The 23,014-nt window shown below is 68.0% G+C and carries 25 protein-coding genes; 13 read left to right on the forward strand and 12 right to left on the reverse strand.

Going from position 1 to position 23,014, the window contains the following annotated elements; translation table 11 throughout:
- Positions 1-16: 16 nt before the first annotated feature.
- The 6 genes from ACODTB_RS04445 to ACODTB_RS04470 form a co-directional block, all read right to left on the reverse strand.
- Positions 17-4,144, reverse strand: a complete 4,128-nt coding sequence (locus ACODTB_RS04445; protein WP_291121356.1) for a translocation/assembly module TamB domain-containing protein — start codon at positions 4,142-4,144, stop codon at positions 17-19.
- A 7-nt stretch (positions 4,145-4,151) separates the two neighbouring features.
- Positions 4,152-6,170 carry an autotransporter assembly complex protein TamA gene (locus tag ACODTB_RS04450; protein ID WP_291121354.1) on the reverse strand — a complete coding sequence of 673 codons (2,019 nt, stop codon included), beginning with the start codon at positions 6,168-6,170 and terminating at the stop codon, positions 4,152-4,154.
- A 7-nt stretch (positions 6,171-6,177) separates the two neighbouring features.
- The gene (locus tag ACODTB_RS04455; RefSeq protein ID WP_291121352.1) at positions 6,178-7,365 is read right to left on the reverse strand and encodes a vWA domain-containing protein; all 1,188 of its coding nucleotides are present in this window, start codon (positions 7,363-7,365) and stop codon (positions 6,178-6,180) included.
- Positions 7,366-7,383: 18 nt separating this feature from the next.
- Positions 7,384-7,977 (reverse strand): GNAT family N-acetyltransferase, encoded by a 594-nt coding sequence (locus ACODTB_RS04460; RefSeq protein WP_291121351.1) that lies wholly within the window; start codon positions 7,975-7,977, stop codon positions 7,384-7,386.
- Between the two features lie 10 nt (positions 7,978-7,987).
- Positions 7,988-8,224 carry a hypothetical protein gene (locus tag ACODTB_RS04465; protein WP_291121349.1) on the reverse strand — a complete coding sequence of 79 codons (237 nt, stop codon included), beginning with the start codon at positions 8,222-8,224 and terminating at the stop codon, positions 7,988-7,990.
- A 120-nt stretch (positions 8,225-8,344) separates the two neighbouring features.
- Entirely contained in the window at positions 8,345-9,187 is an 843-nt protein-coding gene (locus ACODTB_RS04470) for an AAA family ATPase (protein WP_382154897.1), read from the reverse strand.
- Between the two features lie 118 nt (positions 9,188-9,305).
- Between ACODTB_RS04470 and ACODTB_RS04475 the strand changes: the two genes are divergently transcribed.
- The gene (locus ACODTB_RS04475; protein WP_291121590.1) at positions 9,306-9,962 is read left to right on the forward strand and encodes a c-type cytochrome; all 657 of its coding nucleotides are present in this window, start codon (positions 9,306-9,308) and stop codon (positions 9,960-9,962) included.
- A 49-nt stretch (positions 9,963-10,011) separates the two neighbouring features.
- Here ACODTB_RS04475 and ACODTB_RS04480 read toward each other — a convergent pair whose 3' ends face one another.
- On the reverse strand, positions 10,012-10,446 hold the full coding sequence (locus tag ACODTB_RS04480) for a DUF1841 family protein (protein ID WP_291121588.1): 435 nt from the start codon (positions 10,444-10,446) through the stop codon (positions 10,012-10,014).
- Between the two features lie 80 nt (positions 10,447-10,526).
- On the opposite strand from ACODTB_RS04480, the gene pcaF reads away from it, so the two are divergent.
- Positions 10,527-11,729 carry a 3-oxoadipyl-CoA thiolase gene (gene pcaF, locus ACODTB_RS04485; RefSeq protein ID WP_291121587.1) on the forward strand — a complete coding sequence of 401 codons (1,203 nt, stop codon included), beginning with the start codon at positions 10,527-10,529 and terminating at the stop codon, positions 11,727-11,729.
- 85 nt (positions 11,730-11,814) lie between these two features.
- On the opposite strand, the gene ACODTB_RS04490 is transcribed toward pcaF, so the two are convergent.
- A complete protein-coding gene (locus tag ACODTB_RS04490) occupies positions 11,815-12,453 on the reverse strand; it encodes a trimeric intracellular cation channel family protein (protein WP_291121585.1) in 639 nt (212 codons plus the stop codon).
- Between the two features lie 58 nt (positions 12,454-12,511).
- Here ACODTB_RS04490 and ACODTB_RS04495 point away from each other — a divergent pair, with 58 nt between their 5' ends.
- From ACODTB_RS04495 to ACODTB_RS04505, 3 genes are all read left to right on the forward strand, one after another.
- Positions 12,512-13,273, forward strand: a complete 762-nt coding sequence (locus tag ACODTB_RS04495; RefSeq protein ID WP_291121583.1) for a sulfite exporter TauE/SafE family protein — start codon at positions 12,512-12,514, stop codon at positions 13,271-13,273.
- A 65-nt stretch (positions 13,274-13,338) separates the two neighbouring features.
- Complete coding sequence (locus tag ACODTB_RS04500; RefSeq protein ID WP_291121582.1) at positions 13,339-13,956, forward strand: nucleotide-binding protein; 618 nt, start codon at positions 13,339-13,341, stop codon at positions 13,954-13,956.
- A 65-nt stretch (positions 13,957-14,021) separates the two neighbouring features.
- Complete coding sequence (locus ACODTB_RS04505) at positions 14,022-14,477, forward strand: MaoC family dehydratase (protein ID WP_291121581.1); 456 nt, start codon at positions 14,022-14,024, stop codon at positions 14,475-14,477.
- Positions 14,478-14,495: 18 nt separating this feature from the next.
- Here ACODTB_RS04505 and ACODTB_RS04510 read toward each other — a convergent pair whose 3' ends face one another.
- From ACODTB_RS04510 to ACODTB_RS04520, 3 genes are all read right to left on the reverse strand, one after another.
- The gene (locus tag ACODTB_RS04510; protein ID WP_291121580.1) at positions 14,496-14,831 is read right to left on the reverse strand and encodes a hypothetical protein; all 336 of its coding nucleotides are present in this window, start codon (positions 14,829-14,831) and stop codon (positions 14,496-14,498) included.
- A 145-nt stretch (positions 14,832-14,976) separates the two neighbouring features.
- Positions 14,977-15,450, reverse strand: coding sequence for a tRNA (uridine(34)/cytosine(34)/5-carboxymethylaminomethyluridine(34)-2'-O)-methyltransferase TrmL (gene trmL / locus ACODTB_RS04515; RefSeq protein WP_291121579.1), 474 nt, complete (start codon positions 15,448-15,450; stop codon positions 14,977-14,979).
- Between the two features lie 14 nt (positions 15,451-15,464).
- Positions 15,465-16,190 carry a ComF family protein gene (locus ACODTB_RS04520; RefSeq protein ID WP_291121578.1) on the reverse strand — a complete coding sequence of 242 codons (726 nt, stop codon included), beginning with the start codon at positions 16,188-16,190 and terminating at the stop codon, positions 15,465-15,467.
- An 89-nt stretch (positions 16,191-16,279) separates the two neighbouring features.
- Here ACODTB_RS04520 and ACODTB_RS04525 point away from each other — a divergent pair, with 89 nt between their 5' ends.
- The 8 genes from ACODTB_RS04525 to ACODTB_RS04560 all read left to right on the forward strand — a co-directional run bounded on the left by ACODTB_RS04525 (position 16,280) and on the right by ACODTB_RS04560 (position 22,686).
- The gene (locus tag ACODTB_RS04525) at positions 16,280-17,149 is read left to right on the forward strand and encodes a methyltransferase domain-containing protein (RefSeq protein WP_291121597.1); all 870 of its coding nucleotides are present in this window, start codon (positions 16,280-16,282) and stop codon (positions 17,147-17,149) included.
- Positions 17,150-17,333: 184 nt separating this feature from the next.
- Positions 17,334-17,816 carry a DUF2244 domain-containing protein gene (locus ACODTB_RS04530; RefSeq protein WP_291121595.1) on the forward strand — a complete coding sequence of 161 codons (483 nt, stop codon included), beginning with the start codon at positions 17,334-17,336 and terminating at the stop codon, positions 17,814-17,816.
- A 115-nt stretch (positions 17,817-17,931) separates the two neighbouring features.
- Positions 17,932-19,107 (forward strand): cytochrome c oxidase subunit II, encoded by a 1,176-nt coding sequence (gene coxB / locus ACODTB_RS04535; protein ID WP_488929129.1) that lies wholly within the window; start codon positions 17,932-17,934, stop codon positions 19,105-19,107.
- 40 nt (positions 19,108-19,147) lie between these two features.
- Entirely contained in the window at positions 19,148-20,773 is a 1,626-nt protein-coding gene (ctaD, locus tag ACODTB_RS04540; protein WP_291121576.1) for a cytochrome c oxidase subunit I, read from the forward strand.
- Between the two features lie 28 nt (positions 20,774-20,801).
- Positions 20,802-20,912 carry a cytochrome oxidase small assembly protein gene (locus ACODTB_RS04545; protein WP_366834041.1) on the forward strand — a complete coding sequence of 37 codons (111 nt, stop codon included), beginning with the start codon at positions 20,802-20,804 and terminating at the stop codon, positions 20,910-20,912.
- A 2-nt stretch (positions 20,913-20,914) separates the two neighbouring features.
- Entirely contained in the window at positions 20,915-21,526 is a 612-nt protein-coding gene (locus ACODTB_RS04550) for a cytochrome c oxidase assembly protein (protein ID WP_366834034.1), read from the forward strand.
- Positions 21,523-21,735: a DUF2970 domain-containing protein gene (locus ACODTB_RS04555; RefSeq protein WP_291121574.1), complete on the forward strand. Its 213-nt coding sequence runs from the start codon at positions 21,523-21,525 to the stop codon at positions 21,733-21,735. The genes ACODTB_RS04550 and ACODTB_RS04555 overlap by 4 nt, the downstream gene beginning before the upstream one ends.
- Positions 21,736-21,804: 69 nt before the next feature.
- On the forward strand, positions 21,805-22,686 hold the full coding sequence (locus ACODTB_RS04560) for a cytochrome c oxidase subunit 3 (protein WP_291121573.1): 882 nt from the start codon (positions 21,805-21,807) through the stop codon (positions 22,684-22,686).
- An 88-nt stretch (positions 22,687-22,774) separates the two neighbouring features.
- Here ACODTB_RS04560 and ACODTB_RS04565 read toward each other — a convergent pair whose 3' ends face one another.
- The gene (locus ACODTB_RS04565) at positions 22,775-23,008 is read right to left on the reverse strand and encodes a twin transmembrane helix small protein (RefSeq protein ID WP_137922029.1); all 234 of its coding nucleotides are present in this window, start codon (positions 23,006-23,008) and stop codon (positions 22,775-22,777) included.
- Positions 23,009-23,014 lie beyond the last annotated feature (6 nt).

Genomic DNA, 23,014 nt, shown 5'->3' on the forward strand with positions numbered 1-23,014 from the left:
AGGCGCGGCGCGGGGGTCAGTCAAACGTCGTGGTGAAGATGAGGTCGATGGCGTTCTCTTCGCCCGCCCGCGCGCGCACCGTGACGCGGCGCGAGAGGTCGTAGAACATCGAGACCGTGCCCATGGCCCCGGCCAGGCTGGCTTCGTAGGTCAGGTAGAGCTTGTTGGACAGGCGCTTGCCCAGCGTGAGCGCGGCGGACGAGGTGGTGCCATCGGCATTCGTGGCCGCGCCGGCGAAGGACAGCTCGTCCAGACCGAAGGCGCTGGCCAGGCCGCCGTCCAGGTTGCCACCGTTGCGCGAGAGCAGGGCCAGAGCGGCCTGCTGCAGCACGGCGGCTTCGGCCCCGGCGCCGCTGGCCGGCCGCCCCAGCACCAGCCAGGCGAGCTTCTCGCTGTCGGGCAGTTCGGGGTCGGAGAACAGGCGCACGCGCGGCAACTGCGCCGAGCCGCTGATGAGCACGCCCACGCGCTGCGTGGTGTTGGGGCGCACGGCGGAGATGTCCAGCGTGGGGTTGTCGTAAGGCCCGTTGAAGCGCAGCACGCCGGTTTCGATGTCGAGCCGCTGGCCGTAGGCCCGGTAGGTGCCGCGCTCCGTGCGGACCTCGCCCAGCACGCGCGGCGCGGGCGAGGTGGGGGTGCTGCGCACATTGAGCTGGCCGGTCAACCGCGTCTGCAGGCCCTGGCCGCGCACCTCGAAGTTGTTGCCCAGGTTCAGGTCCACCAGCACATCGGGTTGCACGCGGAAGGCGTTCGGGTCTTCCAGCGGCCGCTCGGTGCCACGCACCACCACGTCCGCACCCAGGCTGGGGGTGGACTCGTCGGGCAGCACGAAACGGGCCTCGTCGGCCGTGAGCTGGCCGCGCAACTGCAGCGCCGTGCCCGCCAGCTCGGCCTGCAACTGGCCCGAGAGCGTGAGCATGCGGTCGGCGCGGGTGGACACGCGCAGCTTCGTGGCGGTGGCCTGCAGGCTGATGTAGGGCTGGCGGCGCGGCTGGCCGTTCACCGTGACGGTGCGCCACTCGGTGCTGCCAGTGGCCAGCAGCGTGCCGCCGTTCTGCACGCCACCCAGGCCCTGCAGGTAGAAACGCTCGATGGTGATGCGCTCGCCCGCAAGCGTGGCGCGCAGCTGCCCACGCGAGAAGGCGATGCCATTGACCAGCGAGCGCAGGGCCAGGTCGTCGGCGTTGAGCGAACCGTTGAGCAAGGGTTTGTCGCGCGTGCCGCCCAGCGTGAGATCGGCGCCCAGGGAGCCGCGCACGCGCCAGCCGGGCGGCGCCAGCGCGGACCACACGCCCACCTGCGGCAGGCTGGCCTTGAGGGTGCCGCGCAAGGGCGCCTGCTCGGCCCAGTGCCAGGCGGGCTCGGCGGTGTTGGGCGGGCTCAGCGTGGTGCTCACGTCGGCGCTGGCCTGGCCCAGGCGCTCGCTGTCCCAGCGCAGGCGCGCCAGCACATTGCTGCCCTGGGTTTCCACGTCCAGCTGGGCTTCGCGGATGCCGGTCTGCAGGCGCTGGGCGGAGGCGGTGTTCTCGTCGAAGGCGCCATCGGTCTGCACCGAGAGGTCGCCGCTGCGCCGGCGCAGCTGCGCCGCCAGGCGGGGCGGTGCGCTGGGGTCGGCCGGCAGGGTGAGGTCCCATGAGCCGTCGAACACCACGTCGCCACCCAGGCCGGATTCGCTCAGCGGGCCGTGGCGCGCGCCCTCGGGCGTGGCGAGGGCATCCACCCAGGACAGTGGCAGGTGGCTGAGCTGGCCGCGCGTGTCGAGCGCGCCGGCCCGCCAGGTGACGCGTTCCCAGGCCAGCGTCATGGGGGTGGTGACGGTGGGCGTGGCGGCGGCAGCGGCAGCGGCAGCGGCCGACACGGCCACCGGGGACGCGGGCGCCGCGCGGCGGCGGAACACGGGCTGCAGCCGCAGCTGGCCGGCGTCGGCCTGCACCTGCAGCGTGGCGCCGCGCGCACCCTGCCATTGCACGCCCAGCGCGTTGGTGCTCTCCAGCGTCCATTCCACGTTGCGGTCGGGCCGAGCGCTGTCGGTGGCCTGCAGTTTCAGCCGGCTGAGTTCCAGGCGGCCGGTGTCGATGTCGGGCTGGCGGGCGTTGCCCAGTTGCAGCACGCCCTGGGTGTCGAGGGCGGCGCGCCAGGGGCCTTGTTCGGCCCGGCCGGCCAGGGTGAGGGCCAGGCGCTCGGGGGGGCCGTTGGCCTGCAGCTGGAGCGCGCTGAGAAGGAGATCCTGTGTCCGGGTGGGGCTGGCCGGATCGCCGGTGGCCACGTCGCGCGCGATGCGCAGGCGCGGCGCGTCCAGGCCGAGCTGGAGGCGCAGCGGGGCGGCCTGGGTGGCGCCGGCCGCCGGCGGCGGGTAGCCCAGCACGCCCAGGCCACCTTGCCAGTCGGCGTTGAGCCGGGCGCTGCCTTCTGCCTGCAGGCCCGGCTGGCCGTCCAGCGCGGTGCGGATCGACGGGCCCACGATGGGCAGGGTCTGCAGGCTGCGCACCCAGGCCAGCACGCGGCTGGCGTCGTCCAGGTTGAGGTCCAGGTCGCCGTGGCCCTGGGCGTGCGCGGCCTTGCCCTTCCAGCGGGCCTGCGCACCGGGCAGCTGCAGCGCGAACTGGCCGTCGAAGCTGCGCGCCAGGGTGTCGAGCGTGCCCTGGCCGTCCAGCGTGGCGTCGGCCACGCCCAGGCGGGCCTGGCGCAGGTCGAGCACGCCTTGCGTGGCGCTGTCGGCGCTGGGGCGCCAGCGGCCTTTCACATCGAGTTCGCGCAGCCGCAGGCCGGCCAGGGCGCCGCCCCGGGGTTGCGTGCCCGAAGGCTGGATGCGAGCGCTCAGGTCGATGGCGGTGTCGACCGTGCGCGCCGTGACGGTGCCGTCCAGTGCGGCCGGCGCGATGCTGCTCCAGAGCTGGGCCGGGTTGATGCGGCGGGCCTGGATCTCGCCCTGCCACTGACCCAGTGGCGAGGGCTGCGCGCCGCTGGCCGGTTCCCACTGGCCCTGGCCTTGCACACGGCCGCCGCCGAGCTGCGCGTCCAGTTGCGTCAGCGCCCAGCGCGCGCCGCGCTGTTCGAGCGCGGCCTCGATCCGGTCGAGCGGCAGGCGCTGCCGGTCGGCCGGCCCGCTGGCGGCGTTGGTCAGCTTCAGCTCGGCGCGCCAGGCCTCGCCCTGGGGCTGGGCCTTCACCGTGCCGCTGAGCAGCGTCACCGGCGCCTGCGGCCAGAAGGCGGCGAGGTCGATCCGGGCCATGGTGGCGTCGGCGGTCTCGATCGGCTGCGGCCACCACGGGCGCAGGCGGGCCTGGGCCTCCAGCGTGGGGGCTTCGGCCGGGCCGATGCCTCCGGTGGCCTTGACGCTGGCGCTGGCGTCGAGCGCGGCGTCGGTGGTGGCCAGCATGCCGGTGAGTTTGGCGATGGCCTGCAGCGTCACGGGCTGGCCACCCGGCACGGTGGTGCGCACCTCCCCGCTGGCGTCCACGCGCAGGGGCATGGGGGCTTGTGCGCCCAGCACCGCCTTGGCCTGGTAGCGGCCCCCGGCCACTTCCACGCTGTCCAGGTCGAACTGGTGCGCGTCGGTCACGCCGAGGTTCCAGGCGCGGTCGGCCGAGCGGTAGCGGTACTGGCCTTTCAGGCCGTTGAGGGTGAGCGGCGATGCGCCAGCCAGCACCAGTTCACCGATCGACCAGGGCAGGGTGACCGGCAGGGGCAGGGTGATGGGTTGCAGGGGCTCGGGCGGGGCCGATGGCGTGGGCGGGCGCTGGTCGTCGATCTGCAGGCGGCCGATGTCGAGCTGCGACAGGCGCACGCCGCGCCCGAGCACGGCGTCGGCCCAGAACCAGTTGCTCAGGCCGATGCGCGTGTCGCTGGCCTGCACGCTCAGGCCGTCACGCGCCCATTGCAGCTGCGCGATCTGGCCACCGCGCAGCAGGCTGCCCTGCACACCGGCCACTTCCAGCGTGCCGGCCTGCGGCCCCTGCCGGGCCATGAACGATTGACCCCAGCCGACGGCCTGGGCCAGCGAGCCGGGCGAGGCGGCCCACAGGCCGACGCCGAGCAGGACCAGCAGCACCAGTGCCGCCAGGCCACCGAACACCCAGCGCACCACGCGGCCGATGCGCGAGGGCGGGGGGGCGATGCGGTCGGGATCGTTGTCGCTGTTCATGCGCCGATCAGAACGTGAAGCCCACATTGAGGTGGATGCGGAAACGCCTGACCTCCAGGCCATAGGCCAGGTCCAGCTGGAGCGGGCCGACCGGGCTGTTGTAGCGGATGCCGGTGCCCACGCCCCACACCGGCTTGAGGTCGCCGGCCTTGTTGGCGATGGCGCCGCCGTCGATGAAGAGCACGTTTTCCCAGTTGGAGCGCTGGTCGGCGTTGAAGATCGGGCGCTGCCACTCCAGGCTCACCACGCCTTTGTAGCGACCGGGCCCAATGCTGCCGTCGGCGCGCGGCACGCCGATGTCGCGCAGGCCGTAGCCGCGCACGGTGTTGTCGCCGCCGGTGATGAACAGCTGCGTGTCCGGGATGGGGGCCGAGTCGCGCGCCACCACCGCACCACCTTCCACGCGCAAGGCCAGGCGGCCCAGCTGCGTGCGCCGCGACGGCGTGCTCACGTCGCGCGGCTGGCCGGGCACCGGGTCGGCGGCCCGGGCGATCGCCCCGAGTGGCCAGTAGGTGAGCCAGCGCGCCTGCGTGCGGGTGAAGGGCTGGCGGCTGCTGCCCAGCGTGTAGCCCACCCCCAGTTCCACCGCGAGGCCGTAGCCGCGATTGGGAAACACTTGGTCGTCGAAGCGGCGCCGCGTCCACGCGTAGTTGGCGCTGATGGCGGACTTGGCTTCCTGCTGCGCCGCGGCGGACAGCAGGCTGCTCTTCACATGGGCACGGTCGTACTGCAGGTAGAAGCTGCGGTCGTATTCGACGCCGAGCTGCGTCTGGCCCACGCGCAGGCGCTGGCTGCTGGTGGTGGTGAAGTCGTCGAGCTGTTTGGCCAGCTGCGCGCCGGCGATCTTGCGCCAGCCGTCGTCGTTCGGAATCGAACTCCAGTCGGTGCTGGCGAGCTGGTCGTCGCGCTCCAGCTGCAGCTTGCTGACCGCGCGCCAGCCGATGCCGGGCACGCTGTTGTGCGTGTGTTCCAGGGACAGGCGCGCGCCGTTGTCCGTGCTGCCGCCAATGCCGATCACCACCTTCTGCCGCTTGCTCTCGCGCAGCTGCACCATCACCGGCAGGGTCTGGCCATCGGTCGAGGTCTCGGCGTAGACGAAGACCGAGTCGTAGTAGCCGCTCTCGGCGATGCGGCGTTGCGCGTCCTGCAGTTTCTCGAGGTCGTAGTCGCTGCCGGGCGTAAGGCCGGTCAGGCGCACCAGGCGCTCGGCGGTCACGGCGTCGTAGCGCTCGGCTCCTTGCACCACCACCTCGCCCATGCGCATGGGCTTGCCGGAATCGAGTTCGATGTAGAGCCGGGCCTGGTGCGCCTGGGTGTCGATGTCGGCCAGGCTGTTCTGCATCCGGCCCGAGGGGTAGCGCTGGGCGATCAGCCGCCGCAGCGCGGCGGTCTTGGCGCGGTCCCAGTCGGCCTGCGAGAAGGGCAGGCCGGCGATCAGGTCGGCCTCGCGCTCGATGTCGGCGCGCTGCGCCTGGGCCTCGGGCGCGGTGGCGATGTCGCCCACGAAGGACACCGTGACCGAGGCCACCTGCGTGACCGGGCCGGGATCGACCTTCACGGTGATGGTGCCCAGCGAGGCGGGGCTGGTGGTGCGATCACCATCGCTCGTGGCGGCGGCCACCTCGCCCAGCCCGGGGGGCGGGATCACCTCGACCTGAGGCGAGAAATGGCCGAGCGTGGCCAGCAGTTCGCGCACGTTGGCCGGCGCCTGGGCCAGCAGGCGGCTCAGTTCGTTGGCTTCGAGGCTGCGCAGTTCGCGGTAGCGCTGCACCTCCATGTGGCGCAGCAGGAAGTCGCGCATGGCCTCGCTGGGCGCCTGCATCTCGATCTCGAAGCGCGCGCCGGCCGGCGTGCGCGCCTCGCGCGGCGGACGCGGCACGTCGGCATCCGTGTCGTCCTGGGCCGCGGCGCGGGCGGCGCCCGGCGCGGCCGTTTCCTGGGCGCGGGTGGCGAGCGGCCACAGCAGGGTCGCGCACAACAGGAAGGGCCATGCCCGGCGGGCATGGCCGTGAAAGGAAAAGGTCATTCGGCCGTTATTTCGAGAGCAAGCGCATCGTGTCTTCGAGCCCCTTCAGGGTCAGCGGGTACATGCGCTGGCCCATCAGCTGCTGAATCACGCTGATGCTCTGTCGATACTGCCACACCCCTTGGGGTTCCGGGTTGATCCAAGCAAACTTCGGAAACGCGTGCGTGAGGCGCTGCAACCACTCGGCACCGGCCTCCTCGTTGTTGTATTCCACGCTGCCGCCGGGTTGCAATATTTCGTAAGGACTCATCGTGGCGTCGCCCACGAAGATCAGTTTGTAGTCCTTGTTGTACTTGCGGATGATGTCCCAGGTCGGGAACTTCTCCGCGTAGCGGCGGCGGTTGTTCTTCCACATGAAGTCGTAGACGCAGTTGTGGAAGTAATAGAACTCCAGGTGCTTGAACTCGCTCTTGACCGCCGAGAACAGCTCCTCCACGCGCTGGATGTGTTCGTCCATGGTGCCGCCCACGTCCATGAGCAGCAGCACCTTCACGTTGTTGTGCCGCTCCGGAATCATCTTGATGTCCAGGTAGCCGGCGTTCGCCGCGGTGGAGCGGATGGTGTCGGGCAGGTCGAGTTCGAGGTCGTTGCCCTCGCGCGCGAACTTGCGCAGGCGGCGCAGGGCGACCTTGATGTTGCGCGTGCCGAGCTCCTGCGTGTCGTCGTAGTCGCGGTAGCTGCGCTGCTCCCACACCTTCACAGCGCTCTTGTTGCCGCCCTTGCCACCGATGCGCACGCCCTGCGGGTTCTGCCCGCTGTGGCCGAACGGCGAGGTGCCGCCAGTGCCGATCCACTTGCTGCCGCCCTCGTGGCGTTCCTTCTGCTCTTCCAGGCGCTTGCGCAGCGTCTCCATGAGCTCGTCCCAGTCCATTTTGGGCGCATTGGCCTTCTGCTCTTCGGAGAGGATGCGCTCCATCTCCTGGCGCAGCCAGTCGGCCGGGATCGGCTTTGTGAAGTCCGCGATCATCTCCACGCCCTTGAAGTAGGCGGCGAAGGCGCGGTCGAATTTGTCGTAGTGCTTCTCGTCCTTCACCAGCGCGGTGCGCGCCAGGAAGTAGAAGTCGTCCATGGAGCAGGCCTCGGGGTTGCGCGGTCCCACCACGTCGGCCTGCAGCGCTTCGAGCAGCGTCAGGTACTCCTTGACGGAGACCGGCAGCTTGGCCGAGCGCAGGGTGTAGAAGAAATCGATCAGCATGGCACTCTCCCGGGTTCGTCAGGCGTGCATGGCCCGCAGGTACAGCAGCTGGGCCTTGGCCTCGGGCCATTCGCCCGACCGCATGCTGTACATCACCGTGTCGCGGATGGTGCCGTCGCGGCGCAGGGCATGGCCGCGGATGACGCCGTCCTTTTTCGCGCCCAGCCGCTCGATCGCGCGCTGCGAGGCGAAGTTGTAGTTGTCGGTGCGCCAGCCCACCACGTGGCAGCCCAGCGTGTCGAAGGCGTGGCCCATCATGAGCAGCTTGCAGGTGGTGTTCACGTGGGTGCGCTGCACGCTCTGGGCGTACCAGGTGTAGCCGATCTCCACCCGCTTCACCGCCGGCAGGATGTCGTGGTAGCTGGTGCTGCCCAGCACCCGGCCGCTGGCCTCGTCGGTCACGGCGAAGGCGAAGCGGTGGCCCTCGGTGCGCATCTGCAGCGCGGTTTCGATGTAGGCGCGCGTCTGCCCGGGCTCGGGCACCGAGGTGATGCGCAGCTTCCAGAGCTCGCCGTCGGCGGCGGCCGCGCGCAGCCCCTGCTCGTGGTCCAGCGCGAGCGGCACCAGGGCAAGGCCGTTGGCGCGCAGGGTGAGGGGTTCGACGAAGGCCATGGCGCGGGGATCAGGAAGAGGGCGGCTGAGGCGGTGCGATCAGGCGCCGCGCCACCAGCTTGCCGACGCCGCAGCCCAGCGCGATCAGGGCCAGGCCGGCCATCTCGCGCCAGCCGAAGGCGTCGGGCGCGGCGAAGAAATCCAGGCCCAGTTGCTTGCCCAGGGCCCAGCCGGCCAGCGAGCCGATCACGAAGCCCGACGCATCGGCCAGGCCTTCCTTGAAAGCGTTTCGGGTCTGCTTGTCCATATCAAACTCTCGAGTGAAGTGAACCCTGGAGCGGGACACCGCCGGGCCGGCTTTGCCGGACGGCGGGTGTCGCCCCTTGAGGGGGATGCGGCCACACGAAGTGGGCAAGCAACGGGGTGGTCATCGATTCCTCTGGTTCATGAAGACCAGTTTCTCGAAGAGGGTGGTGTCCTGCTCGTTCTTGAGCAGCGCGCCCACCAGCGGCGGCACGCTGACCTTGCTGTCGGCGCTCTGCAGGGCTTCGAGGGGAATGTCCTCGGCCATCAGGAGCTTGAGCCAGTCCAGCAGCTCGGAGGTGCTGGGCTTCTTCTTCAGGCCGGGCAGGTTGCGCACGTCGTAGAAGGTCTTCATGGCCGCGGCCAGCAGTTCCTTCTTGAGCTTGGGGAAGTGCACGTCCACGATGCGCTGCATGGTCTCGGCGTCGGGGAACTTGATGTAGTGGAAGAAGCAGCGGCGCAGGAAGGCGTCGGGCAGTTCCTTCTCGTTGTTGGAGGTGATGAACACCAGCGGGCGGTGCTTGGCGCGGATCATCTCGTGCGTCTCGTAGCAGTAGAACTCCATGCGGTCGAGTTCGCGCAGCAGGTCGTTGGGGAACTCGATGTCGGCCTTGTCGATTTCGTCGATCAGCAGCGCGACCGGTTCGTCGGCCGTGAAGGCCTGCCACAGCACGCCCTTGACGATGTAGTTGTGGATGTCCTTCACGCGCTCGTCGCCCAGCTGCGAATCGCGCAGGCGGCTCACCGCGTCGTACTCGTACAGGCCCTGCTGCGCCTTGGTGGTGCTCTTGATGTGCCACTGCAGCAGCGGCAGCTTGAGCGCCCCGGCCACTTCCTCGGCGAGCATGGTCTTGCCGGTGCCGGGCTCGCCCTTGACGAGCAGCGGGCGCTTGAGGGTGATGGCGGCGTTCACCGCCAGCATCAGGTCTTGCGTGGCAACGTAATTCTCGGAACCTTGGAATTTCATGAAAAAGCGCCTTGTGCGAAGGTTGGCGGGGGTGTGGTCGGGGCTGAGGACCAGTCTATATAATCAGGGGTTGATTTTCTCAGCCGGTTCCATTCATTGTGCTTGCAAAATGATTCCAATGTTGTCCACGATCGCCCGCACCCTTGTCGCCGCTGCGACCCTCTCCGTCGCCTTCGCTGCCCAGGCCCAGGGCATCACGGGTGATGTGCAAGCCGGCCACAAGAAGGCCGAAATGTGCATCGGTTGCCACGGCATCGTCGGCTACCAGAACAGCTTCCCCGAGATCCACAAGGTCCCCAAGATCTCGGGCCAGTCCGACAAATACATCGTGGCGGCGCTCACCGCCTACAAGAAGGGCGACCGCAAGCACCCCACCATGCGCGGCATCGCGGGCTCGCTGAGCGAGCAGGACATGGCCGATCTGGGCGCCTACTACGCGTCGCAGGCCGACAAGGCCGCCCCGGAAGCGCCCCGCACCGCCAGCACCGCGGCCGCCGCGCTGATCGAGAAGGGCGCCTGCGCCTCCTGCCACGGCGCCAACTTCAGCAAGCCGATCGACCCGAGCTACCCCAAGATTGGCGGCCAGCACGCCGACTACCTGTTCTTCGCGCTCAAGGCCTACACGGTCGAAGGCAACAACATGATCGGCCGCTCCAACGGCATCATGGCGGGCATTGCCAAACAGTACACGCCGGCCGAAATGCGCGAGATCGCCAAGTACCTGTCCACGGTGGACGGTGAACTCAAGGTCGTGCCGCAGTCGCGCTTCCGCTGATCTGCCGCCATCCATCAAAAAGCCGCTCATCGAGCGGCTTTTTTTGTGCTCAGTCCCGCGTTGCCCTGCGCCGCACCTCGTCGATGTAGGCCTGGCCGTCGGGTGGCCGGCCCGCGCGCTGGCTTTCCCAGAGCATGCTGCCCAGGCACTCCATCACCTCATGGTGCGCCACATGCAGGTCGCCGCGCCGCGCGGCCAGCAGCTCCACCGCCTGACGGATGCCCGGGGGCTGGTCGATGCTGCACTGCTCGCTGATGGACAGGTGCATGGACAGGTGCAGGAAGGGGTTGTCGCGGCCGCTGTCGGGCTCGCCCAGGCGCGCCAGAGCCGCGTCCACGTCGGACAGTTCGGCGTGGTACTCGCTGTGCTCGGCGATCCATTGGCCGGCCAGGGTTTCAATGGCCTCCATGGGTTGCTGCAGCAACTGTTTCTGGTGAACGGCGCAGAAGAAACGCCGCACGTCGGCTTGGGATGGGCTGAACATGGTGCGGGGATTCTCCCGCATGCCGTGCACCCCTGCGCCCGGCTTGGGTACAGTCGCAGGTTGACCTGAGGAGAACACACATGAACCAAGCCTTCATCTGCGACGCGATTCGCACCCCCTTCGGCCGCTACGGCGGCGCCCTCTCCAGCGTGCGCGCCGACGACCTCGGCGCGATCCCGCTCAAGGCGCTGATGCAGCGCAACCCCGGCGTGGACTGGGCCGCCGTGACCGACATCCTCTTTGGCTGCGCCAACCAGGCCGGCGAAGACAACCGCAATGTCGCGCGCATGGCCGGCCTGCTCGCCGGCCTGCCGCTGGAGCTTCCCGGCGCCACCATCAACCGCCTGTGCGGCTCCGGCCTGGACGCCGTGGGCTCGGCCGCGCGCGCCATCAAGGCCGGTGAAGCCGGCCTCATGATCGCCGGCGGCGTGGAGAGCATGAGCCGCGCCCCCTTCGTCATGCCCAAGGCCGAGAGCGCTTTCAGCCGCGCCAACGCGGTCTACGACACCACCATCGGCTGGCGCTTCGTCAACAAGCTCATGAAGGCCCAGTACGGCGTGGACTCCATGCCCGAGACGGCCGAGAACGTCGCGACCGATTACAAGATCGAGCGCGAGGCGCAGGACCGCATGGCGCTGGCCAGCCAGCTCAAGGCCGTGGCCGCGCAGAAGGCGGGCCACCTCGCGCGCGAGATCACGCCGGTGACCATCGCGCAGAAGAAGGGCGATCCCCTGGTCGTGGACAAGGACGAACACCCCCGTGAGACCAGCCTGGAAGCGCTGGCCAAGCTCAAGGGCGTGGTGCGCCCCGATGGCACGGTGACAGCGGGCAACGCCAGCGGCGTGAACGACGGCGCCTGCGCGCTGCTGCTGGCCGACGAGGCCACGGCGGCGAAGAACGGCCTGACGCCCAAGGCGCGCATCGTGGGCATGGCCACGGCCGGCGTGGCGCCGCGCGTGATGGGCATCGGCCCGGCACCGGCCACCGAAAAGGTGCTGGCGCTCACCGGCCTCAAGCTGGAACAGCTGGACGTGATCGAGCTCAACGAAGCCTTTGCCGCGCAGGGCCTGGCGGTGCTGCGCATGCTGGGGCTGAAGGACGACGACGAGCGCGTGAACGCCTGGGGCGGCGCGATCGCCCTGGGCCACCCCCTGGGCGCCAGCGGCGCGCGGCTGGCCACCACGGCGGTCAACCGCCTGCACGCCACGGGTGGCCGCTACGCCCTGTGCACCATGTGCATCGGCGTGGGGCAGGGCATCGCGCTCGTGATCGAAAAGGTCTGAGGGCGAGCCCGCCGCCGGGCCGCCCCAAGGCCGGGCTCAGCCCCCTTGGGGGGCAGCGACCCGCACAGCGGCGGAGCGTGGGGGCCTACAACTTCCACGCGGGCAACTGCCAGTTGCGCCAGAGCGCCAGCCCGCGCAGCCCCGCCGTGAACACCACGCAGGCCACCAGGGCGATCCAGCCCGGAGCCTCGATTTCCCACAGGCCCACGTAGAGCCAGCCACCGGCGAAGGCGCAGAGCGCATAGGGCCGGTGGTCCTTGAAGGCGGTGGGGATCTCGTTGCAGACCACGTCGCGCAGCACGCCGCCGAACACGCCGGTGATCAGGCCCATGAGCACGGCCACGAGCGCCGGCATGTCCAGCAGCAGGGCCTGGTGCACCCCTGTGGCGGTGAACAGGCCCAGGCCCAGCGCATCGGGCCACTGGATGGCCCGTTCGGTGAGCTTCATGTGCCGCCCGCGCAGGAACACCATGGCGAGCACGCACAGCCCGAGCACCCCCCAAAGCAGCTCGACGTGGCGCACCCAGAAGAACGGGCGCTGATCGAGCAGCAGGTCGCGCAGGGTGCCACCGCCGAACGCGGCGAGAAATCCCACCACCGCCACGCCCACGGCATCCAGCCGCATGCGCGCGCCCATCAGAATGCCCGAGAGCGCAAAGGCCACCGTGGCCGTCAGCTCGACCAGCAGGCGCAGGGTCTCGCCCCAGAACTGAATGTTGTGCATGCGCCGATTCTCGCCGGGCGGGAGGCAAGGGCATTCGCCGGCGGCGACAATCGCGCGCTTGAACTTCCCGCTCATCACCGATCCCTCGTTCTACCTCGTTGCGATTCCCGCGGTGCTCCTGCTGGGCATCAGCAAGAGCGGCTTTGGCGCCGGCTTTGGTTCCCTGGCCGTGCCCTTGATGGCCCTGGCGGTCACGGTGCCGCAGGCCGCCGCCATCCTCATGCCGGTGCTGCTGCTGATGGACCTGCTGGGCATGGCCGCCTTCCGCAAGAACTTCGACCGCCGCCTGCTGATGTTCCTCGTGCCCTGCAGCCTGGTCGGCCTCGTGGTCGGGGCCTTGCTTTTCAAATGGCTGGATTCCCGCGTGGTGGCGGGCATGGTGGGCGTGTTCACCCTGGTGTTCCTGGCGCAGCGCCTGCTGTTTCCGCCGCGCCCCGACAGCGCGCCACCGCCGCGCTGGGTGGGCGCGCTGCTCACGGTGACGTCGGGTTTCACGAGCTTCGTGGCGCACGCCGGTGGGCCGCCGCTCAACGCCTACGTGATCCCGATGCGCCTGTCGCCAGCGGTCTTCACCGGCACGCTGGCCTACCTGTTTTTCTTCGTCAACCTCGCCAAATGGGTGCCGTACGCCTGGTTGGGTCTGCTCGATCTGCGCAACATGGCGACCTCGCTGGCGCTGCTGCCGTTCGCTCCGTTCGGGGTCTGGCTCGGTGTCTACATCGCCAAGCGCATCGAGCCCCAGCTGTTCTACCGGCTCATCTATGTGGGGATGTTCCTGACCGGTTGCAAACTGGTATGGGACGCGGTGGCGATAACATAGCGCCCGATACCCCCCTCCCCATCACGCTGTCCGTGTGGGGCGTCCCGCACACAAAGGAGCTTTTCATGCCCATCGTGGTGGTTGCGAATCCCAAAGGAGGCGTTGGCAAGTCCACGCTGTCGACCAACGTCGCCGGCTACTTTGCCCGCCAGGGTCACTCGGTCATGCTGGGCGATGCCGATCGCCAGCAGTCGTCGGCCCTCTGGCTGCGCCTGCGCCCACCCGAGGCCCGGCCGATCCAGACCTGGGAGGTTTCGCAGGACCTGATCGCGCGGCCGCCCAAGGACGTCACCCACGTGGTGCTCGATACCCCCGCTGGTTTGCATGGCTGGCGCTTCAAGGACGTGCTCAAGATCGCCGACAAGGTGCTGGTGCCGTTGCAGCCCAGCATCTTCGACATCTACGCCACGCGCGCCTTCATCGATGAGTTGGCCGAGTCCCGCCGTGCGGGCCAGCTGCAGGTGGGCATCGTCGGCATGCGGGTGGACATGCGCACCATCGCGGCCGACAAGCTCGGCGAGTTCGTGACCGGCCTGGGCCTGCCGGTGCTGGGCGCCTTGCGCGACACGCAGAACTACGTGCACCTCGCGGCGCGTGGGCTCACGCTGTTTGACGTCACACCCAGCCGGGTCGAGAAGGACCTCAAGCAGTGGCAGGGCATCTGCGAGTGGCTTGATCGCTGACACCCGACGGCGCCGTGTCGCCGGCCCGACATGCGCGGCGCGGGGCCGGCGATACAGTGGCTCGCATGAAAACCTTTGAATCCCTGGCCGATCTGGCGGCTTGCGTGGGCCAGGAAGTGGCCGTCAGCGACTGGGTGGCGATCACCCAGGAGCAGGTCAACCGCTTCGCCGAAGCCACCGGCGACCATCAATGGATCCACGTGGATGTGGAGCGCGCCAAGGCCGGGCCGTTCGGTGGGCCGATCGCGCACGGCTTTCTCACGCTGTCCTTGCTGCCGGTGTTCTTCGAATCCTCTTTCGATATCCGGAACACGCGCATGGGGGTGAACTACGGCGTGAACCGTGTGCGCTTCACCGCGCCGGTGCCGGTGGGCAGCCGTCTGCGCGCGCGCCTGACGCTGCAGGCCATCGAGCCCATTGAACAGGGTGGGCAGCAGATGACCTGGGGCGTGGTGGTGGAGCGCGAAGGGGCCGACAAGCCGGTGTGCTTCGCCGAATCGCTGGTGCGCCAGTACCCCTGAGCGCGCGGGCAGGCCGGTCTACTTGATGCGGATGAGCTGCTTGGGCTCGAGCCAGCCTTCGAAGTACTGAATCAGCCGGTTGATGCGCTCGGCGGCGACCGACTGGTTGTGCCGCTGCGAGATGAGCTGGTACGCGTCGTTGCGCAGCAGCCAGAGTTCCTGGGGCGTGTGGGCCTGATCGATCTGTTTGCGCAGGCGGATCGCGGGTGTGCCGGGGCAGTCCTCGATGCTGCGCTCGAGATGGCGCCGGATGCGCGCCAACTCCTTGAGGCTGGGGCTCCTTGGCGCGCGCTGTCGAGACGCGAGGTTCACGCGGAAGATCCGGGTGAGGACAGAAATCAGGGCGGTCTCCATGCAGGCGGTCCGTGATGCGCAGAGTGGCGATCGGGCCGCCGCCCACAGGGTGTGGAGCCGCGCGGTCCCGATCAGGTTGGCAAGCCTATGTTGCGCGTTTCGCGCGCGATGTGATCTGTGCCGTCCGCCACTTGCGTGACCTGCGTCACGGAACCGGCATCGCAAACTGCCGCTGGCGCCAGGCCTCGAACACGGTCACCGCCACGGCGTTCGACAGGTTGAGGCTGCGCTGGCCAGGCACCATGGGCAGCCGCAGGCGCTGTGTGGGCGCAAAGGACTCGCGCAGCGCGTCGGGCAGCCCCCGCGTTTCGGAGCCGAACACCAGCCAGTCGCCGGCCTGGAAGGCGTTGTCGAACACGCTGCGGCTGCCCCGGGTGGTGAAGGCGAACATGCGCTGCGGGTCCGGTGCTTCGGTCTGCAGGAAGCTGGCCCAGTCCGCGTGGCGGCGCAGGTCGGCGTACTCGTGGTAGTCGAGCCCCGCGCGGCGCATGTGACGGTCATCCATGGAAAAGCCCAGGGGCTCGATGAGGTGCAGGGTGCACCCGGTGTTCGCGCTGAGCCGGATCACGTTGCCGGTGTTGGGCGGGATTTCAGGTTGGACGAGGACGATGTGGAACATGGTGGCGGGCGAGCTTACCGCGCCGGCGTGCGCGCGAACACCAGCGCGCTGACCCGGACCGCCCCAGCCTGCAGCAAGGCCTGGGCCGCTGCCTGCAACGTGGCGCCGGTGGTGGTCACGTCGTCCACCAGCAGCACGTGCCGGCCGTGCAGCCGGGGCGCGTGCAACGGGTGGGCGGCGAACACGCCTTGCAGGTTGCGCAGGCGCTGCTCGCGGGGCAGGCTGTGCTGGTCGGGGGTCTCGGCCAGGCGGACCAGTGCCTCGGCCAGGCCCGGGGCCCGGGTGGCTGGCGTGCTCGCGCGCCGCAGGGCTTTCACGAGTTCCCAGGCCTGGTTGTAGCCGCGCCCGGCCAGGCGCGCCGGGGTGAGTGGCACGGGGGCGAGGAGGTCGCATGACGAGAGCAGGTCGCCGGCCTGCGGTGCCTGCAGCATCCGCCGCGCGAAGGGCCCGGCCCAGCCAGGCTCCTGGCGGAACTTGAAGCGGGCGATCAGGCCGTCCCAAGGGTAGGCGTAGTCCACGGCCGCCGCGCAGGCGTGCAGCGCGGCCGGCGTGGGCCGGGTGAGACAGGCCCCGCACAGCGGCACATCCACGGGCACGCGGGCGGCACACGCCGCGCAGCGGGGCGCCCCGTCCTGGAACCGGGCCGCGCAGGTCTCGCACACCGCGCTCGATGGCCAGGCGCCGCAGACCTGGCAGGTGCCGGGCAGGGAATTCCAGAGCGCGCGCCAGGGGTTGAGCATGGGGCCAATATACTGGCGCGGCCTTGTTGTCCCGCCTGTCGGCATCCCGTTTGAACACCTCCACCCCCACTGAAACCCCCGTGCCCGGCATGGACCCGGTCGCGGCCCTGCGCTGGCAGCAGCGCGCCGCGACGGCCAGTCCGTGGCTGCACGAAGAGGTGGCTTCTCGCATGGCCGAACGCCTGAAATGGTTCCGCGAGCCGCCCGCCAGCTGGATGCACTGGGAGCCCGTGGGCGGCGGGCTGCTCGCGCACCAGCAGCTCCGGGCTCAGTTGCCCGACGCGCCCTGCCACGTGGCCGCACAGCGCCTACCCGAGGCCTTGCAGGCCACCCGGGAAGGGGGCGGGCCGGGCTGGAACCCCCTGAGCTGGGGGCGCAGCCGAGGTCCGCAGGCGGCGAACGCGGACACGCGGGTGGGCATGCTCTGGGCCAACATGGCTTTGCACACCGAGCCACGGCCGCAAACGCTGCTCAGGCGATGGAACGCCCACATCGAGACCAACGGTTTTCTCATGTTTTCCTGCCTGGGGCCGGACAGCCTGCGCGAATTGCGCGCGGTGTACGCAGCGCAAGGCTGGCCCGAGCCCGCCCACGCCTTCACCGACATGCACGACTGGGGCGACATGCTGGTGCACAGCGGGTTTGCCGAACCGGTGATGGACATGGAGCGCATCACCCTCTCGTACAGCGGGGCGGAGCCCTTGCTGGCCGAGTTGCGCAGCCTGGGCCGCAACCTTCATTCGGGCCGGTTTGCCGCCTGTCGGTCGCGGGGCTGGCGTGCGCGGCTGTGCGAGGCGATCGAAACGGGCCTGCCGCGCGCGGCCGACGGCCGGCTGCTGCTGACCTTCGAAATCATCTACGGCCACGCCTTCAAGCCCACGCCGAGAGTGCCCATGGGGCCTGCGACGACGGTGCCGATGGAAGACATGCGCGCCATGCTGCGGGGCCGCAGGGGCTGAGCCGGGCTGGCGGCGGGCCGTTCTCGCCTGGGGATACCGCATTGTCCGAGTCGGATGGGGCGGCTTTGCAGCCGGGTGGCACCCTTCTCGCCGCTACAATTGGAGGCGATCCAAGTTTCAAGGGGATTTTCCCTGCGTCAGCGCGCGCCTTCGGGTGCAGCGCGGCTTGAACCGGTGGTGGGTGATGAACCTTACCTGCAACGCTCATCGTTTCGCAACCCAGTCTGAACAAGGCATGGAGTGGTCGCTGAAACGCAACTGTTCGGTCACGCCCGCACAACTGGGATGGCTCTATGCCTCCATGTGTGTCGTGTCGTTGGGTGTGGCCGGCGTCTTCTGGTCGCAAGGTGCAACGCTGGTGCTGCCATTCGCGGTGCTGGAGTTGATCGCGGTGGCGGTGGCCTTTCTGGTCTATGCCCGCCACGCCGCTGACAGCGAACGCATCCGTCTGCTCGAGGGCAGGCTGGTGGTGGAGCAGGAGATGGCGGGGCGGACGAAGCGGTGCGAGTTCGCCCGCGAGTGGGTGCAGGTGGCACCGCGCGAAGAGGACGGTCAGATGATCGAACTCTGCGGTGGTGGCCAGTCGGTGAGGGTGGGGCGCTTCGTGCGCCCCGAACTGCGACCGGTGCTGGCGCGGGAGATACGCCAGGCCTTGCGTGGCGCGTGATGGTGGGGTTTTGGGTAGGTGTGCCCGGAAAATTTGTTCTAATCGGCATTGATATAAATCAATACTTATATTTGAGGCGCTTAAAGTGAGTACGACGAATAAAAAGGTGCATTCCCTGCGAAACCGGTGGGCCACGATCCGCGCCGTGGCGACCTCGCTGGCATTGGGCGCAGGCGCCTGGTCCACGGTCGCTGCTCAGGCGGTCAAGGATCTCGCTGGCGGCCCGGCGGTCAACCAGCTGAACTTCCACCCCCCGGTGACCCGCATCGCCGAGGAGCAGCACTGGCTGCACTGGTTCATGATGGTCCTGTGCGCCGTCATCTTCGTCATCGTCTTCGGCGTGATGTTCTATTCCATCCTCAAGCACCGCAAGGCGGCCGGGCACAAGGCCCAGGAGCTGCCGGAGCCGATCTGGGTGGAACTGGGCTGGACTATCGTCCCGCTGCTCATCGTCATTGGCATGGCCCTGCCCGCCACCAAGGTGCTGGTGGCCCAGAAGGACACCACCAACAGCGACCTGACCATCAAGGCCACGGGCATGCAGTGGAAGTGGGGCTACGACTACATCAAGGGCGAGGGCGAGGGCATCGGTTTCCTCTCCACCCTGGACAACAACCAGCGCGTGATGTCCAACAGCGGCAAGCCCGAAGCCACGGACGACTACCTGCTCAAGGTGGACAACCCGCTCGTGGTGCCCGTGAACAAGAAGGTGCGCATCATCACGACCGCCAACGACGTGATCCACGCCTGGATGGTGCCGGCCTTCGGCGTCAAGCAGGATGCGATTCCCGGCTTCGTGCGCGACACCTGGTTCCGCGCCGAGAAGACCGGCGACTTCTACGGCCAGTGCGCCGAACTCTGCGGCAAGGAACACGCCTACATGCCGATCCACGTGAAGGTGGTGTCGGCCGAGGAATACACCGCCTGGGTGACCGAGCGCCAGAAGGCCATGGCCGCTGCCGCCGATGACCCGAGCAAGGTCTGGACGCTGGCCGACCTGGTCAAGCGCGGCGAGTCCGTCTATGCCGCCAACTGCGCTGCCTGCCACCAGGCCAACGGCAAGGGAGCCGGCCCGATCAAGCCCCTCGATGGCTCCGCGATCGTGACCGACACCGACCACGCCAAGATGATCAATGTGCTGCTGCACGGTGCGGCAGGCGGCGCCATGCCGGCCTGGAAGCAGCTGTCCGACACCGAACTGGCCGCGGTCATGACCTACGCCAAGAACAACTGGTCGAACAAGACCGAACAGATCGTGCAGCCGGCCGAAGTGCTGGCCGCCCGCAAGTGATCTGTTGACAGAAAAACATTGAGTCTCAAAGGAATCGACCATGAGTGCAGTTCTTGACCACCACGACGCACACGGCCACGACGACCACCACGACCACCATGCCCCCACGGGCTGGCGCCGCTGGGTCTACGCCACCAACCACAAGGACATCGGCACGCTGTACCTGCTGTTCGCCTTCACCATGCTGATGGTGGGCGGCGTGCTGGCCCTGCTGATCCGCGCCGAGCTTTTCCAGCCCGGCCTGCAGCTGGTGAACCCCGAGCTGTTCAACCAGCTCACCACCATGCACGGCCTGATCATGGTGTTCGGCGCCATCATGCCGGCCTTCGTGGGCTTCGCGAACTGGATGATTCCGCTGCAGATCGGCGCGTCCGACATGGCCTTCGCGCGGATGAACAACTTCAGCTTCTGGCTGATGATTCCCGCGGCCATCATGCTCGTGGCCTCGTTCTTCATGCCCGGCGGCGCACCCGCCGCCGGCTGGACGCTGTACGCGCCGCTGACGCTGCAGATGGGCCCCTCGATGGACGCCGGCATCTTCGCCATGCACATCCTGGGCGCGTCCTCGATCATGGGCTCGATCAACATCATCGTGACCATCCTGAACATGCGCGCACCCGGCATGACGCTGATGAAGATGCCCATGTTCTGCTGGACCTGGCTCATCACCGCCTACCTGCTGATCGCCGTGATGCCCGTGCTGGCCGGCGCCATCACCATGACGCTGACCGACCGCCACTTCGGCACCAGCTTCTTCAACCCCGCCGGCGGCGGCGACCCGGTGATGTACCAGCACATCTTCTGGTTCTTCGGCCACCCCGAGGTCTACATCATGATCCTGCCGGCCTTCGGCATCGTGAGCCAGGTCGTGCCCGCCTTCGCGCGCAAGAAGCTGTTCGGCTACGCCTCCATGGTGTATGCCACCGGCTCCATCGCCATCCTGTCCTTCGTCGTGTGGGCCCACCACATGTTCACCACCGGCATGCCGGTGACGGGCCAGCTGTTCTTCATGTACTCCACCATGCTGATCGCCGTGCCCACGGGCGTGAAGATCTTCAACTGGATCGCCACCATGTGGAAGGGCTCGATGACCTTCGAGACCCCCATGCTGTGGGCCGTCGGCTTCATCTTCGTGTTCACCATCGGCGGCTTCACCGGCCTGATCCTGTCGGTCGCGCCGATCGACATCCAGATGCAGGACACCTACTACGTGGTGGCCCACTTTCACTACGTGCTGGTGGCCGGCTCGCTGTTCGCCATGTTCTCGGGCATCTACTACTGGCTGCCCAAGTGGACCGGTGTGATGTACAGCGAAACGCGCGGCAAGATCCACTTCTGGTGGTCGATGATCTCGTTCAACATCACCTTCTTCCCGATGCACTTCCTGGGTCTGGCCGGCATGCCCCGCCGCTACGCCGACTACCCGATGCAGTTCGCCGACTTCAACGCCATCGCCTCGGTGGGCGCGTTTGGCTTCGGTCTGGCGCAGGTGTACTTCTTCCTGGCCGTGGTCGTGCCCGCCATGCGCGGCAAGGGCGAGAAGGCCCCCCAGAACCCCTGGGAAGGCGCCGTGGGCCTGGAGTGGGAAGTGCCGTCGCCGGCGCCGTTCCACACCTTCGAAAACCCGCCCAAGCTCGACGCGACCGCCACCAAGGTGATCGGCTAAGCCTTTTCACGCCATGTCTGCCAACGCCATGACACCCGAACAGAAGAAGAACAACCGCCGCCTGGGCCTGATCCTCGCGTCCGTGGCCGTGGTGTTTTTCCTCGGCTTCGTGGGCAAGCGTTTCCTGCTGGGCTTCTGACCATGGCCGTTCAGCGCGAAAACCTCAAGATGGTGGGCAAGCTCTGCGTGATCGCGCTGGGCATGTTCGCGTTCGGGTATGCGCTGGTGCCGATCTACCGGCATATCTGCGAGGCCCTGGGCATCAACGTGCTGGCGGTGTCGGAACTGCGTGTGCCCGGTGCCGCGAGCCTGCCTGCGAACACGCAGGTGGACCGCACGCGCACCATCACCGTCGAATTCGACACGAACGCCCGTGGTCCCTGGCACTTCAAGCCGGCCGTGCGCTCGTTGCAGGTGCACCCGGGCGAGCTCACCACGGTGATGTACGAGTTCCAGAACATCCAGAACCGCACGATGGCGGCACAGGCGGTGCCCAGTTACGCCCCCAAACAGGCGGCCGCGCACTTCAACAAGCTTGAGTGCTTCTGCTTCACGCAGTACACCCTGCAGGCCGGTGAGAAGAAAGAATGGCCGGTGGCCTTCGTCATCGATCCCCGGCTGTCCAAGGACGTGTCCACCATCACCCTGTCGTACACCTTCTTCGAGGTGGGCGGCAAGGTGCCGGCCGCGCCGACCGATGATGCGCCGCAGGCCCAAAGCCCGGCCACGCTCAAACCCACGGGGGACGTATGACCACACCCACACCCGCTCACCAACGCAAGGGCTCTTTCATCGACACGGTCAAGGCCGTGGCATGGGGCTTTCTCGGCGTGCGCCGCAACGCCGACTACCAGAAGGACATCGCCAAGCTCAATCCGCTGCACCTGATGGCGGTGGGCGTGGGCATGGCGATCCTGTTCGTGGCAGTGCTGATCGTGGTGGTGAACTGGGTCGTCGGCTGAGACACGGCGACCCGAGACGATTTTTGATTTTTGACATTAGATACAAGCGAAAGCACAACAGGAGTGAGCATGTCAGCAGCAACCCACGGCACGACGCCCTACTACTTCGTCCCTGGACCCTCGCGCCATCCGGTGATGGCCGCCATTGGCCTTTTCTTCGTCATCCTGGGTGCCGGGCAATGGATCAACGGCCACGGCTGGGGCGCCTATTCGCTGGCGTTCGGCCTGGTGTTCTGGCTGTTCGTGCTGTTCCAGTGGTTCAGCGAATCGGTGCGTGAAAGCGAAAGTGGCATGTATGGCCACAAGATCGACCTGTCGTACCGCTGGAGCATGAGCTGGTTCATCTTCTCGGAGGTGATGTTCTTCGGTGCCTTCTTCACCGCTCTGTGGTGGACGCGCACGCACTCCGTGCCGGCACTGGGCAACATCGAGAACGCGCTGATCTGGCCCGACTTCTCGGCCGTCTGGCCCAGCCTGCAGGCCGGCGCCACCGCGTCGCCGGCCGGCATTGTCGAGCCCTTCCAGACCATGGGCCCGTTCTGGCTGCCCACCATCAACACCGCGCTGCTGCTGACCTCAGGCGTGACGCTGACCATTGCCCACCACGCACTGCAGGCCGGCAACCGCGGCAAGACCATCGCCTTCATGTGGATGACCGTGCTGCTGGGCATCGTCTTCCTGTTCGTGCAAGGCTATGAATACGCCCACGCCTATGCCGACCTGAACCTCAAGCTCTCGTCGGGCGTGTTCGGCTCCACTTTCTTCCTGCTCACCGGTTTCCACGGTTTCCACGTGTTCGTCGGCATGCTGATGCTCTTGTTCATCACCCTGCGTCTGCAGAAGGGTCACTTCACGGCCCAGCGCCACTTCGGTTTCGAAGGCGCGGCCTGGTACTGGCACTTCGTGGACGTGGTCTGGCTGGGCTTGTACATCCTCGTCTACTGGATGTGATTGGGTCGGGTGGTGCGTCCACCTTCCTCGGGCACCTGCCACAAAAAAGCGCCTTCCGGCGCTTTTTTGCTGAAGGGGCCTGACGGTTCTAGCCGCGCAGCGGCAGGCCGGTGGGCTGGATCCAGCCCATCAGATAGCTGATGAGCACCACAACGAAGAGAAGGATGGAAAAACCGACCCGAAACGCCAGCGCGCGCGCCATGTGGTTCTTGCGCGGCGTGCCGTCTTCCTCGGTGTCGCTGCCGCCGCGCATCATGTACACCAGGGCGGCGGCGAGACTTCCAATGATGGCAACGAATGCCGCAATGACCAGGTACTTCATGCGCTC

Source organism: Hydrogenophaga sp. FG152, assembly GCF_057809615.1.

Bases quoted from the DNA above. Each gene is read 5' to 3' on its own strand.
- ACODTB_RS04560 (WP_291121573.1), top strand. From the start codon at position 21,805: ATGTCAGCAGCAACCCACGGCACGACGCCCTACTACTTCGTCCCTGGA.
- ACODTB_RS04545 (WP_366834041.1), top strand. From the start codon at position 20,802: ATGACACCCGAACAGAAGAAGAACAACCGCCGCCTGGGCCTGATCCTC.
- ACODTB_RS04460 (WP_291121351.1), bottom strand. From the start codon at position 7,977: ATGGCCTTCGTCGAACCCCTCACCCTGCGCGCCAACGGCCTTGCCCTG.
- ACODTB_RS04500 (WP_291121582.1), top strand. From the start codon at position 13,339: ATGCCCATCGTGGTGGTTGCGAATCCCAAAGGAGGCGTTGGCAAGTCC.
- ACODTB_RS04445 (WP_291121356.1), bottom strand. From the start codon at position 4,144: ATGAACAGCGACAACGATCCCGACCGCATCGCCCCCCCGCCCTCGCGC.
- ACODTB_RS04480 (WP_291121588.1), bottom strand. From the start codon at position 10,446: ATGTTCAGCCCATCCCAAGCCGACGTGCGGCGTTTCTTCTGCGCCGTT.
- pcaF (WP_291121587.1), top strand. From the start codon at position 10,527: ATGAACCAAGCCTTCATCTGCGACGCGATTCGCACCCCCTTCGGCCGC.
- ACODTB_RS04465 (WP_291121349.1), bottom strand. From the start codon at position 8,224: ATGGACAAGCAGACCCGAAACGCTTTCAAGGAAGGCCTGGCCGATGCG.
- ctaD (WP_291121576.1), top strand. From the start codon at position 19,148: ATGAGTGCAGTTCTTGACCACCACGACGCACACGGCCACGACGACCAC.
- ACODTB_RS04550 (WP_366834034.1), top strand. From the start codon at position 20,915: ATGGCCGTTCAGCGCGAAAACCTCAAGATGGTGGGCAAGCTCTGCGTG.
- ACODTB_RS04525 (WP_291121597.1), top strand. From the start codon at position 16,280: ATGGACCCGGTCGCGGCCCTGCGCTGGCAGCAGCGCGCCGCGACGGCC.
- ACODTB_RS04475 (WP_291121590.1), top strand. From the start codon at position 9,306: ATGTTGTCCACGATCGCCCGCACCCTTGTCGCCGCTGCGACCCTCTCC.
- trmL (WP_291121579.1), bottom strand. From the start codon at position 15,450: ATGTTCCACATCGTCCTCGTCCAACCTGAAATCCCGCCCAACACCGGC.
- ACODTB_RS04470 (WP_382154897.1), bottom strand. From the start codon at position 9,187: ATGAAATTCCAAGGTTCCGAGAATTACGTTGCCACGCAAGACCTGATG.
- ACODTB_RS04505 (WP_291121581.1), top strand. From the start codon at position 14,022: ATGAAAACCTTTGAATCCCTGGCCGATCTGGCGGCTTGCGTGGGCCAG.
- ACODTB_RS04530 (WP_291121595.1), top strand. From the start codon at position 17,334: ATGAACCTTACCTGCAACGCTCATCGTTTCGCAACCCAGTCTGAACAA.
- ACODTB_RS04450 (WP_291121354.1), bottom strand. From the start codon at position 6,170: ATGACCTTTTCCTTTCACGGCCATGCCCGCCGGGCATGGCCCTTCCTG.
- ACODTB_RS04455 (WP_291121352.1), bottom strand. From the start codon at position 7,365: ATGCTGATCGATTTCTTCTACACCCTGCGCTCGGCCAAGCTGCCGGTC.
- ACODTB_RS04510 (WP_291121580.1), bottom strand. From the start codon at position 14,831: ATGGAGACCGCCCTGATTTCTGTCCTCACCCGGATCTTCCGCGTGAAC.
- ACODTB_RS04490 (WP_291121585.1), bottom strand. From the start codon at position 12,453: ATGCACAACATTCAGTTCTGGGGCGAGACCCTGCGCCTGCTGGTCGAG.
- ACODTB_RS04555 (WP_291121574.1), top strand. From the start codon at position 21,523: ATGACCACACCCACACCCGCTCACCAACGCAAGGGCTCTTTCATCGAC.
- ACODTB_RS04520 (WP_291121578.1), bottom strand. From the start codon at position 16,190: ATGCTCAACCCCTGGCGCGCGCTCTGGAATTCCCTGCCCGGCACCTGC.
- ACODTB_RS04565 (WP_137922029.1), bottom strand. From the start codon at position 23,008: ATGAAGTACCTGGTCATTGCGGCATTCGTTGCCATCATTGGAAGTCTC.